The sequence below is a fragment of the Faecalibacterium sp. Marseille-Q4137 genome (genome assembly GCF_017377535.1).
In the GTDB taxonomy this organism is placed as follows: Bacteria; Bacillota; Clostridia; order Oscillospirales; family Ruminococcaceae; genus Faecalibacterium; species Faecalibacterium duncaniae.
In genome coordinates this window covers 20,343-32,297 of record NZ_JAFREK010000015.1, presented here as the reverse complement: position 1 = coordinate 32,297, position 11,955 = coordinate 20,343, and the positions used below count along the sequence as shown (strand labels likewise).

Sequence of the window (11,955 nt, the reverse complement as noted above, 5' to 3'; positions counted from 1 at the left end):
AATGCTGCCCTTCCTGATCCGAAAGGCAGAAAAACAGTCGTGCGTAAACCTGGCTTCCCCATGGGGGAGCTATCGCCGCAGGCGGTTGAAGGGGGTCACCCCTCAGAGTGCTTCACGCGCTGCATCTCTCCCAGATCATAGGGGGTGTTCTGGTAGACATAATAGTTCAGCCAGTTTTCATACAGCAGATGGGCGTGCGCGCGCCAGCGGAAGAGCGGCGGCTGGCTGGGGTCATCGTTGGGGTAGTAGTTTTTGGGCACTGCAATGGGCAGGCCCTTGGCCACATCCCGCTTGTACTCCGCATCCAGCGTATATTTGTCGTACTCCGGGTGGCCGATGACAAAGATCTGACGGCCGTTCTCGGTGCTCATCAGGAAAGGCCCTGCCTCATCGCTCTCGGCAAGGATGCGCAGCGCACCGCAGTGGTCAATATCCTCCCGACTCATGGCGGTGTGGCGGCTGTGGGGGGCATAGAACACCTCATCAAAGCCGCGCACCAGCGGATTGGAGGGCCGGATGACCCGGTGCTCGAACACGCCGAACATCTTGGCAGGCAGCAGCTCCTTGCGGATGCCGTAGTGGTAGTACAGGCCCGCCTGAGCGCCCCAGCAGACATGCAGGGTGGAATAGACGTTCGTCTCGCTGAAATCCATGATCTCGCACAGCTCCGGCCAGTAATCCACCTGCTCAAAGTCCATGGTCTCCACCGGAGCGCCGGTGATGATCATGCCGTCGTAGCGGTTATGCTTCACCTCGTCAAAGGTCTTATAAAAGGCTTCCAGATGGGCCGCCGAAACGTGCGTTGCCTCATGGCTGACCGTCTGCAGCAGGGTCATGTGCACCTGCAGCGGCGTGTTGGCCAGCAGCCGGGCAATCTGGGTCTCGGTGGCGATCTTGGTGGGCATCAGGTTCAGGATCAGGATCTCCAGCGGGCGGATATGCTGGGACGCTGCCCGCTCCCGGTGCATAACAAAGACATTTTCCTCATACAGGGCATCGTAGGCGGGGAGCGTTTTCGGGATGATGAGGGGCATAGATGGTTACTCCTTTAGATGGCTTGCCCTCTCCGTCATTGCTCTGCAATGCCACCTCCCCCAAAGGGGGAGGCAACGCATCTCCCAGGTTCAGCATCTGCTGACCATGGGCCGCAATTGGCTCTCCCCTTAGGAGAGCTGTCACCGCAGGTGACTGAGAGGGCGAGACCGTTAAATTTTATCCAAAGCCTGTGCGATATCTGCGATCAGATCCTCGGCGCTTTCCAGACCGCAGCTCATGCGCACCAGCTCTGCGGGCACACCGGCGGCTTTCAGCTGCTCATCGTTCATCTGGCGGTGGGTGCTGGAAGCCGGGTTCAGGCAGCAGGTGCGGGCATCGGCCACATGGGTCTCAATGGCGGCCAGCTTGAGCTCTTTCATAAAGGTGCTGGCAGCTTCGCGGCCGCCGGCCAGACCAAAGCTGACCACGCCGCAGCTGCCATTGGGCAGATACTTTTCAGCCAGTGCGTGGTAGGGGCTGGACTCCAGGCCGCAGTAATTCACATAGGCCACCTTGGGATGGCTTTCGAGGAACTTTGCCACGGCCATGCCGTTGGCGCAGTGGCGCTGCATCCGGACATGCAGGCTTTCCAGGCCGAGGTTCAGCATATAGGCATTCATCGGGGACTGCATGGAACCGAAGTCCCGCATCAGCTGAGCCGTTGCCTTGGTGATAAAGGCACCCTCTTTGCCGAAGCGCTCGGCGTAAGTGATGCCGTGGTAGCTGTCGTCCGGGGTGCACAGGCCGGGGAACTTCTCGGCGTGGGCCATCCAGTCGAACTTGCCGCCGTCCACGATGGCACCGCCCAGCACCGCACCGTGGCCGTCCATGTACTTGGTGGTGGAGTGGGTCACGATATCCGCGCCCCACTCAAAGGGGCGGCAGTTGACCGGCGTGGGGAAGGTGTTGTCCACGATCAGGGGCACGCCGTGGGCGTGAGCAGCCTTGGCAAACTTCTCGATATCCAGCACGGTCAGGGCGGGGTTGGCAATGGTCTCGCCGAACACCACCTTGGTGTTGGGCCGGAAGGCAGCGTTCAACTCCTCCTCGGTGCACAGCGGGTCCACAAAGGTGGCCTCAATGCCCATCTTCTTCATGGTGACAGAAATGAGATTGAAGGTGCCGCCGTAGATGGTGCTGGATGCCACGATATGGTCACCGGCCTCGCAGAGGTTGAACAGGGCAAAGAAGTTGGCTGCCTGACCGCTGGAGGTCAGCATGGCGGCAGTGCCGCCCTCCAGCTCGCAGATCTTCTTGGCCACAAGGTCACAGGTGGGGTTCTGCAGGCGGGAGTAGAAGTAGCCGTCGGCTTCCAGGTCGAACAGCTTGCCCATATCCTCGCTGGTGGCATATTTGAAGGTGGTGGACTGGATGATGGGGATCTGGCGGGGCTCGCCATTGCCGGGCGTATAACCGCCCTGCACACAGATGGTATCACGGTTCATTGCAACATACTCCTTTACTGGGTTTGTCCGAATAGCACAATTCCCCGCAGGAGCACATGCCTCCGGCGGGGAATTGAAACGTTGAATTTTACTTCCCGTCCGGGACGAAATGAGGAGAGAACTCCTTCCGTCAAAGCCTTTCGGCTTTGCCACCTCCCTCAAAGAGGGAGGCTTTAAGGCTCCCTCTCCGAGGGAGCTGGCGCACGAAGTGCGACTGAAGGAGTTACTTCCTCAGCCGCTTATCGCTTCTGGTGGCCCAGAAGGTGCCAACGGTCTGGAAGATCTGCACCAGCAGCACCAGCAGGATGACACAGACGATCATAATGTTGGTCTGGTAGCGGTAGTAGCCGTAGGAAAGGGCGATCTTGCCCAGGCCGCCGCCGCCGATGACACCGGACATGGCCGAGTAGCCCAGAATGGTGGTCAGGGCCGTGGTCATGCTGGAGATCAGGCCGGGCAGGCACTCGGGGATCATTACCTTGGTGATGATCTGGAACGGGGTCGCACCCATGCTCTGGGCGGCTTCCACCACACCCTCATCCAACTCGCGCAGGCTGGTCTCCACCAGACGCGCCACAAACGGGAAGGCCGCGACCACCAGCGGAACGATGGTGGCTTTGGTGCCCACGGTGGTGCCCACGATGATACGGGTCAGCGGAAAGACGCAGATCATCAGGATCAGGAAAGGCACACTGCGCAGGATATTGATGATGATATTCAGCAGGTGCATCAGCCAGCCGGGCAGGGGCAGAATGCCGTCCTTATCACCGGCCACCAGCAGCACACCCAGCGGCAGGCCGATGACCAGAGAGAACGCGGTGGAGAGCACCGTCACATAGAAGGTCTCCCAGATGGCAAAGCCATAATCTGCAATGGTCATTCTCCGGTCACCTCCTCCACCGTAATGCCGGGCTGTGCCCGCATGTAGGCAGCAGCCTGTTTTGCTTCGTCCAGGTCAGCGGGCAGCTTGAGCAGCATGGAGCCGTAGCACTGGCCGCTCAGGTCGCGGGTATCGGCGCTGAGCACCGACACCAGAATGCCCTTTTCGGCGGCAAGGCTTGCCACCAGCGGTTTTGCGGCGGAAGAACCGTTGAAGGTCACACGCACCACATGATCGTCCGGTGCAAAGCTGGACAGGTCGCGGGCAGCACTGCCGCCGTTGGGAGCCACCAGACGCTTTGCTGCGGTGGTCTTGGGGTTGGCGAAGATCTCCTTCACCTCGCCCTGTTCCACCACAACGCCGCCGTCCAGAATGGCAACGTGATCGCAGATCTCCTCCACAACGCTCATCTGATGGGTGATGACCACCACCGTGATGCCCAGCTTCCGGTTGATGTCCTTGATCAGGGTCAGGATGGAGTGGGTGGTGTTGGGGTCCAGCGCGCTGGTGGCCTCATCGCAGAGCAGGACCTTGGGGTCAGTTGCCAGTGCGCGGGCAATGGCAATGCGCTGCTTCTGGCCGCCGGAGAGCTGGGCCGGGTAGGCGTTGGCCTTATCGGGCAGGCCCACCATTTCCAGCAGCTCCTTGGCGCGCTTTTCGGCTTCCTCTTTCTTCACACCTGCCAGCTCCATGGGGAAGCAGATGTTCTTCAGGCAGCTGCGCTGCATCAGCAGGTTGAACTGCTGGAAGATCATCGTGATCTCCCGGCGGCGCTGGCGCAGCTGGGCGGGCGTGAGCTTTTCCATCTCCACGCCGTCAATGACCACGCTGCCCTCGGTGGGGCGCTCCAGCAGGTTGATGCAGCGCACCAGCGTGGATTTACCCGCGCCAGACATGCCGATGATGCCGTAAATCGAACCATCCGGGATGGTCAGGCTGATGTCCTTCAGCGCATTCACTGCGCCGTCCTTCATCTGGAAGGTCTTGGAAAGGTGTTTGATCTCGATCACAGGGATTCTCCTTTTGATGTAACATCCTTGCCCTCTCCGTCATTGCTCCGCAATGCCACCTCCCCCAAAGTGGGAGGCACTGCATCTTCCGGGCGCAACAACAGCTGACTGTGGGCTGCAATTGGCTCTCCCTTTGGGAGAGCTGGCAAAGCCGTCAGGCTTTGACTGAGAGGGCGAGCCGCGTTTCCTTAACCCTCGATCGGGCTCAGATCGCTCTGCTTGCCGCCGTAGATGCCCATGGGTTCAACGTGGATACCGGCAACGGAGACCAGGTGGGTGCCCTTCTCCTCATTGAAGTTGTCCAGGTAGGGCTGATGCTGGAAGTAGTTGGTGTCGCACTGGCCATCCTCAACGATGGTGTTGGGGATCACATAGTCATCGTACTCCTGGATGTCCAGCGTAATGCCCTTGTCGGCCAGGATCTGCTTGCAGACCTCCAGGATCTCGCAGTGGGGAGCGGGGGTGGCAGCGCAGCTGACGGTCTCGCCGTTCAGTGCGTCATAATCGATGGAAGGATCATAGCCGTCGGTGGGGTCCTCCACAACAGAGACCACAGCGCCGCCGTAGCTCTCGGTCATAAAGTCCTTGACCTGCTGGCTCTGCAGGGCAGCGACCAGAGCCTTGATCTTGGGCTCGTTCTCGTTGCCTTCCTTGCAGACCAGAACGTTAACGTAGGCAGAGGTGCCATCCTCCATGGCCAGAGCGTCGGTCATGGGGTCCAGACCGGCGGAGATGGCGTAGTTGGAGTTGATGACAGCGTAGTCCTCATCCTGCAGGACGTTGGGCACCTGAGCAGCCTCGACCTCGTCCACATTGACGTTCAGGGGGTTCTCTTCGATGTCGTTCTTGGTGGCGGTCAGGCCTGCATCTGCCTTCAGCTTGAAGAAGCCGTTCTTCTCCAGCAGGGTCAGAGCGCGGGCCTCGTTGGTGGTGTCGTTGGGAACAGCGACCTTGATCTTGTCCAGCTTGGCAGCGGTGGAGGCAGCCTCAGAGGATGCAGCGCCGGAAGCAGCGGAGCTTGCGGTGGAGGAAGAGCCGCCGCAGGCGGTCAGGGCAGCGGCAGCAGCGGCCACGCCGGAAACTTTCAGAAAATTACGACGAGTGATCTTAGACATTTTGTTTTCCCTCTCTACTTTTACAAAAATGTTTTTGTGCGGTGCGGCACCATCCGCACCCTTTGCACCGGAAGCAAAATAAAAAACGCTTCCGTCCTCAGCGGGCATACACCCACAAGGACGAAAGCGTAAAACTTCCGTGGTACCACCTTGGTTTACTGTCCCCTCACAGAGACAGCCTCACTGCTGCGGCGTTTTGCAACGCGACAACCGGACGCTGTAACGGGCGCTCCCGTCGCAGGCTTAGCACTCTTGCACTTCGCCCCCGCGGCTCCGAGACCATTTTCAGTCCCCTGTTTCCTGCCCTTTTCCACCGCCCGGGCTCTCTGGAAGGATCAATGCGAAAACCTACTCTTCTCTTCACAGCCATTTTTGTGATATTGCATACATAATACCCCACTCTTCCGGGTTTGTCAACCCTTTCAACGAAGTTTTTCAGTAGGGAATTGCCCGCTTACTGCCGGCCGGCATCCTGCTCCGTGCTGTACAGCACCATCAGGTGGTTGGCGCTGGCTTCCAGTTGGGATTTTGTCTGCCGGAGGTTCGCTTCCTCGGTCTCGTTCATCTTTTCGGGCTTATCCTTGCGCAGGCAGCGGCGCAGGCTGGCAAGGTCGTTTCTGACTCGGTTCTTCTCGTCCTTGTCCAGCTCCTTTTTGCACTTGGAGAGGGCTTCATCCACCTTGTAAGCCAGCATCTCGGCCTGGTTGTGGAGCTCCAGCCGCTCCCTGCGGCGGGTATCCTCCTCCTCGTAGGCAGCGGCATCGGCCATGGCGCGCTGGATCTCGTTCTCAGAAAGATTGGTGCTGCCGGTGATGGTGATGTTCTGCTCCCGGCCGGTGCCCAGATCCTTTGCAGACACCTTGACCACGCCGTTCACATCAATGTCAAAGGTGACCTCGATCTGGGGCTTGGAGGAGAAGCCGGAGCGGATGCCGGTGAGCTTGAATTTGCCCAGGCTCTTGTTGTCGCGGGCAAAGTGGCGCTCGCCCTGCAGCACGTTGATCTCCACGCTGGTCTGCATGGGGCGGGCCGTGGTAAAGATCTGGCTCTTGCGGGTGGGAATCATACTGTTGCGGGTGATGAGAGGAGTGGCCACGCCGCCCAGTGTCTCAATGGACAGCGTCAGCGGGGTGACATCCATCAGCACAAGGCCCTGCGCGGCCGCACCGGTGGCACCGGCCAGCTTTCCGCCGCCCTGCAGCAGACCGCCCTGCACGGCGGCACCCATGGCCACGCATTCATCGGGGTTCAGGGTATGGCTGGGCTCACAGCCCAGCAGCTCCCGGACCTGCCGCTCCACAGCTGGCATCCGGGTGCTTCCGCCCACCAGCAGGACTTTGCCCAGCTGGCTGGCGGAAATCCCGGCATCCCGCAGGGCGTTCTGCACCGGCTGAACGGTGCGGGCCAGCAGGTCACCGGTCATCATCTCAAACTGGGGGCGGCCCAGGTTCAGATCCAGATGGTGGGGGCCATCCTTGCCCACCGCGATAAACGGCAGGTTCAGCTGGGCGGAAAGCGCACTGGAAAGCTCCTTCTTGGCCTTTTCCGCTTCCTCCTTCAGGCGGCCCATGGCGGCGGGGTCCTTGGTCAGATCGATGCGGTCAGACCTGCGGAACTCCGCCACAGCCCACTCAACGATGCGCTCGTCAAAGTCATCGCCGCCCAGATGGGTATCGCCGCCGGTGGCCAGCACCGTAAAGGTGCCGTCCTCGATCTCGATGATCGAAACATCAAAGGTGCCGCCGCCCAGATCATAGACCAGGATCTTCTGGGGAGCTTCGTTGTCCAGGCCGTAAGCCACCGCGGCGGCGGTGGGCTCGTTGATGATGCGCAGAACATTCAGGCCCGCAATGCGGCCCGCGTCCTGAGTGGCCTTGCGCTGGCTGTCGTCAAAATAGGCAGGCACCGTGATGACGGCCTCGGTCACCGGTTCGCCCAGATAGCTCTCGGCATCGCGGCGGATCTTGGTCAGGATCATAGCGCTGATCTCCTGTGGGGTCAGGTCTCTGCCATCGATATGCACCCGATGATCAGAACCCATGTACCGCTTGATGCTAGACACCGTACGACCGGAGTTTGTGGCGATCTGGCGCTTTGCCGCGCCGCCCACCAGACGCTCGCCATCCTTGGTAAAGGCCACCACGCTGGGGGTGGTGCGCTCGCCTTCGGCGTTGGTGATGACCACAGGCTTGCCGCCCTCCACCACCGCCACGCAGGAGTTGGTGGTGCCAAGGTCGATTCCGATCACTTTGCTCATAGTGCTTGTCCTCTTTTCTTCGGCGCAGAATATTTCCTTGAATATCTTACCGGTTTCCTATGACGATTTCTTAGAACAAATGTAAAGAAACTGTGTTTCAGGCGTTTTTATCGTCGGCCAGCAGCTGATCGGTCAGCAGTTCAGCCTCCCGCAGCCAGTCGGCAGCATCCGTTTCGCCCTCGGCCTGCAGGATCCGAAAGCCCTGCACGGCTTCGGCCACCTGCAGCAGCGCCTTTTTGCGGGAGAGGTACTGGGTCTCGTACTGGGCAAGACGCAGGCAGACCTGCGGGGTGTAGGCGATGTCCGGCACCTCCCGGGCAGCGCTCTGGGCGCGGCGGTAGTATTGCAGGGTCTCCGCCATCTCCCCGCCCGATGCGGCACAGTCATCCCCCAGGGCGATCATGGCCTGCACCTCCCCGGCCTGCGCGGCCTTTTTCCACATCCGCCGGGCCTGGGTCTTATTCTTCCGGACACCCCGGCCATAATACAGGCAGTCCCCCAGGGCAGAAAGCGCCTCTGCGCTGCCCGCCTCGGCGGCGGCAGTGTAGCTGGCCGCTGCCTCCGGCCAATCTCCGGCCCGGGCGGCGGCGTGCCCGGCTTCCAGCTCCTGAGCGCCGGGGTTGTCGCTTCCCCGCTCCGATCTCAGCAGCCCGCTGAGCAGGGAGACATCCAGCGTGGCAGAGCTTGTCCACGGGTCCAGCACTACACCATCGATGCCGTCCGTTTCCAGCGCATACTCCATGGCGCTGCGCAGGCTGCGCTCCACCATGGGGCGGGTTGCGCTGGCCTTTTCCGCCTCGGCGTTCTTTACCGAGGTGAACAGCGGCAGATAGTGCCGCTCTTTCCGGGCGTGGAGCAGCCAGGGCGGCAGGCCCTCAGCCCGCTCCTCCGGGATGGGCAGATGCGCCCAGGGGGCGGCCCCGCTCTGGGGGTCCACCGCCGCATCCAGCGGCACCAGTACCTTGGTCTGCAATTCCAGCGCATAGTTCAGGGCGTTCATCAGGCTCCAGAAATGTTCCTCGTTCTGCTCCCGGTACAGCCGCGCCACGGCCTCCTCCACAAACGGGCAGCCTGTGCCCACCGGCCCGTACTGCGGCGCAGTCCGCTTTTTTCCGCTGCCCACCGGCCGGAAGCGCCGACCGCCCATGTTGTATGCCATTTGCCTCACCCTTCTTTTTCATCAATAGGATAAGTATAGCAGGAATCCGCAAATTTCACAATATTTTCCCGCAGGCAGCCGAACGCAAAAACAGCAGGCGGCTGCACATGGCCGTCTGCTGTTCGGTTCACTCTTCTGCCGGTTTTGCCGCATCGTCCAGATAGTCCTCGATGCTGCCGATGCTGTACCGGTTCTCGTTGGCTTCCACGCTCCGTGCACTGGCATCGTAGCAGGCTTCCAGAATGGGCATCACTGGCTGCTGGCCCTCCGGGTCGGTCAGATGTCCGATGGCCCGGGCCTCATAGTAGTTGTCGATGATCTGGTTCACGATCCGTTTGCGGTCACGGAGCGGAGTCTGCAGGTTGGCCAGCTGCTCCTGCCGGATGCCGCAGCTGTTGCTGCCGTGGTCACCGAACAGGATGTAATACTCCTGCTCGATCTCCAGCGGTGCAGCCTGATGCAGATAATAATCCGCCAGTGTCCTCCGCTTCTTTTCGGTGCTGAAGCCCTTGATATCCTCCATGCCGCGCGGAAAGAGTTCCGGATGCCGGATCCACATTTCATAGGGCCCCACCGGCAGGTGCAGAGTATCGAATACATCCAGATAATCCTCCAGCGCAATGCGGATCTCGCCCCGCTCCCATTTCTGAATGGTGCGCTTGTCCCGCCCCAGCATATCCGCAAGCTCCTGCTGGGATCTGCCCGCCACGTTCCGGGCAAAGGCAATGGCTTCCCCGATTCGGTTCCGGTAGTTGGTCATATTCTTTCCCTCCTGACACACACTTGTCCACCAGGCATTCCAACGTCTGGCGACATAAAATACTTTCCTCTGGATAAAAGGATACTGGTTTGTCCCGCCTTCTGTCAAGAGTCGTGAATTCAATCCATTTACGTCAAATTCTTGTAAAATGTGTCAAACATGCCGGACAGCCGCCTTTTTTGCAGCGATTTCGCCGCTCTGTGGGGCAGCCGCTCCCTGTCTTAAACAACGTTCGAGCCATTTTGTCCTTTTTCACCTGCCGGAGGCGGCCGGATGTGTCAGGTACACCACGCCATGCAACGCAAAATATTTTTTGAAAAAAATTCCTCTTCGGCAAGTTTTTCCCAGCGCATCCGTTTCCATACACGCAAAAACCGCCCATAGCCGTCAAAAACAGCCATGGGCGGGTGCTTTTTCTTTATGCCAGTTTATTCAGCCTTACGGCAACGTAGGGATCAGGGAGCTTGAGCTCGTCAGCAAGGTCGGCTTCAGATTCGTACTTCTCCGCCGCCATGCCCACCACAACGCTGCACACGTCAAAGCGTCCGGCAGGCGAAAGGGCCGTAACCTTGGCTTCTCCATCGGCAATGGCGGTCACCACGCCATCCGCATCCACGGTAACGACACCGGGGTTGCTGCTGACCCATGTAATGGGCACGCTGCCGCCGCCCTCCACCGCAACGGTGGCCGTCAGACGTTCCTGGGTACCCACGGTGCGGAGCAGCAGGTCACTCTTGTTCAAGGTCACCTTGCCGATATCCGAAGTCACCGTGACGCTGCACCGCAAAGCCTGGCCGTTGGAGACCATTGCCGTGATGGTGGTGGTGCCCGCCGCCTGAGCCGTGACAAGGCCCTTATCGCTGACTGTGGCAACCTCGGGGTTGCTACTCATCCACTGGTAGACATAGAGGAAGGAGTGGTCGCTGTTGGTCAGCTGGAGCTGATGGGTGGGGTGCAGGTCATTGTACTGCAGCACAAGGCTCAGGCTGGTGGTATCCAGCGTGGGCTTTTTTCTGGCTGCTTCTTCATTTTTGCGGGTCACGGTCACCTTGCAGGCGGCGCGTTCGCCGTGGTCGGAGATGGCGGTGATGATGGCAGTGCCTGCATTGCGGCCCGTCACCTTGCCGTCGCCATCCACCGTGGCAACATTGGAGTTGCTGCTCATCCAGACGATGAAGTAATAATCGCTCTGTCCGCTGGTGTACAGGTAGCCCTTGGGGCGGGGGTCATCATCGGTGATCTCCAGCTCCATCTCGGTCAGCTCCAGTTCCAGCTTGGAGCCGGTTCCGGTCAGGCCTGTCAGCACACCGGGCGCGGCCTGCGCGGGCAAAGGGGCAGCCAGCAGGGCCCCGCTCAGAGCCAGCAGGGCCAGAAGCCGCCCCGCGGTTTGGAATTTCCATTTCATTGGGTCGAACTTCCCTCCTTGTTTCATCCCATGGGATCAAAGGAATGCCGCACACATGGAAAAATTTCGCGTCCATGATTTTTCTCACTACTGATTCATTTTACACGTCCGGCCAATGTGGGTCAAGTTTTTCGCCCAAAGTGCTGTGCTTTCGCACCCGATTTCGTGGACTATACCAGTTTTTCCGGAAAATTTTGTGCAAAAAGAACGCCGCAGTCCCGGCGTGGGAGCTGCGGCGTTCCGGACAGGATCAATAATTGTGCTTTTTCAGCTCAAAGTAGCTCTGGGGATGTGCGCAGACCGGGCACTTCAGGGGAGCCGACTTGCCGATATAGGTGTAGCCGCAGTTCCGGCACTGCCAGACCTGCTGCTCTTCCCGGGCAAAAACCTTGTTGTTCTTCAGGTTCTCGGCCAGCTCACGGTAGCGCTCCTCGTGCTCTTTCTCGATCTGCGCCACCATGGTGAACAGGGCAGCCAGCTGGGTAAAGCCCTCTTCCTTGGCCTCTGCGGCCATCCGGGGGTACATCTCGGTCCACTCGTCGTGCTCGCCGCCGGCTGCCATTTCCAGGCAGGTCATGGTATCGGGGATGGAGCCGCCGTTCAGGGCCTTGAACCACATCTTGGCGTGCTCCTTCTCGTTGGCAGCCGTCTCCTCAAAGATCGCTGCCAGCTGCTCATAGCCCTCCTTCTTGGCCACGCTGGCGAAGAAGGTATACTTGTTGCGGGCCTGGCTCTCGCCTGCAAAGGCTTCCCACAGGTTTTTCTCGGTCTTGGTACCCTTGAGTTCCATATTCATGCTCTCCCTTTGTTTGTGCGGTGTATCATTTCGCCGCCGGTGACCGCCGGGGCGTTCCTTCTGCACTGATTATACCAGAGTTCCGAATTGAAA

General features: G+C 59.9%; 10 protein-coding genes and 1 other annotated feature. All 10 genes read right to left on the bottom strand.

All coding sequences use genetic code 11. The features are described 5' to 3' along the window. Positions 1–95: 95 nt before the first annotated feature. The 10 genes from metA to rbr all read right to left on the bottom strand — a co-directional run bounded on the left by metA (position 96) and on the right by rbr (position 11,856). Positions 96–1,034: a homoserine O-succinyltransferase gene (gene metA / locus J3353_RS07850; protein ID WP_117477148.1), complete on the bottom strand. Its 939-nt coding sequence runs from the start codon at positions 1,032–1,034 to the stop codon at positions 96–98. A gap of 171 nt (positions 1,035–1,205) precedes the next feature. Beyond that, positions 1,206–2,480, bottom strand: a complete 1,275-nt coding sequence (locus tag J3353_RS07845) for an O-acetylhomoserine aminocarboxypropyltransferase/cysteine synthase family protein (RefSeq protein WP_097771608.1) — start codon at positions 2,478–2,480, stop codon at positions 1,206–1,208. Between the two features lie 223 nt (positions 2,481–2,703). After that, positions 2,704–3,360, bottom strand: coding sequence for a methionine ABC transporter permease (locus J3353_RS07840; protein ID WP_097771607.1), 657 nt, complete (start codon positions 3,358–3,360; stop codon positions 2,704–2,706). Beyond that, complete coding sequence (locus J3353_RS07835) at positions 3,357–4,370, bottom strand: ATP-binding cassette domain-containing protein (RefSeq protein WP_207684593.1); 1,014 nt, start codon at positions 4,368–4,370, stop codon at positions 3,357–3,359. The genes J3353_RS07840 and J3353_RS07835 overlap by 4 nt, the downstream gene beginning before the upstream one ends. A 188-nt stretch (positions 4,371–4,558) precedes the next feature. Then, complete coding sequence (locus J3353_RS07830) at positions 4,559–5,485, bottom strand: MetQ/NlpA family ABC transporter substrate-binding protein (RefSeq protein WP_207684592.1); 927 nt, start codon at positions 5,483–5,485, stop codon at positions 4,559–4,561. A gap of 113 nt (positions 5,486–5,598) precedes the next feature. Continuing rightward, positions 5,599–5,858: a binding site (T-box leader), on the bottom strand. Between the two features lie 81 nt (positions 5,859–5,939). Continuing rightward, positions 5,940–7,742 carry a molecular chaperone DnaK gene (gene dnaK, locus J3353_RS07825; RefSeq protein WP_207684591.1) on the bottom strand — a complete coding sequence of 601 codons (1,803 nt, stop codon included), beginning with the start codon at positions 7,740–7,742 and terminating at the stop codon, positions 5,940–5,942. Positions 7,743–7,839: 97 nt separating this feature from the next. Continuing rightward, complete coding sequence (locus J3353_RS07820; protein ID WP_207684590.1) at positions 7,840–8,901, bottom strand: SseB family protein; 1,062 nt, start codon at positions 8,899–8,901, stop codon at positions 7,840–7,842. Positions 8,902–9,028: 127 nt separating this feature from the next. Then, entirely contained in the window at positions 9,029–9,661 is a 633-nt protein-coding gene (locus tag J3353_RS07815; RefSeq protein WP_117477145.1) for a helix-turn-helix domain-containing protein, read from the bottom strand. Between the two features lie 418 nt (positions 9,662–10,079). Next, the gene (locus J3353_RS07810) at positions 10,080–11,066 is read right to left on the bottom strand and encodes an Ig-like domain-containing protein (RefSeq protein ID WP_035394831.1); all 987 of its coding nucleotides are present in this window, start codon (positions 11,064–11,066) and stop codon (positions 10,080–10,082) included. A gap of 250 nt (positions 11,067–11,316) precedes the next feature. Then, positions 11,317–11,856 (bottom strand): rubrerythrin, encoded by a 540-nt coding sequence (gene rbr / locus J3353_RS07805; RefSeq protein WP_097771602.1) that lies wholly within the window; start codon positions 11,854–11,856, stop codon positions 11,317–11,319. Positions 11,857–11,955 lie beyond the last annotated feature (99 nt).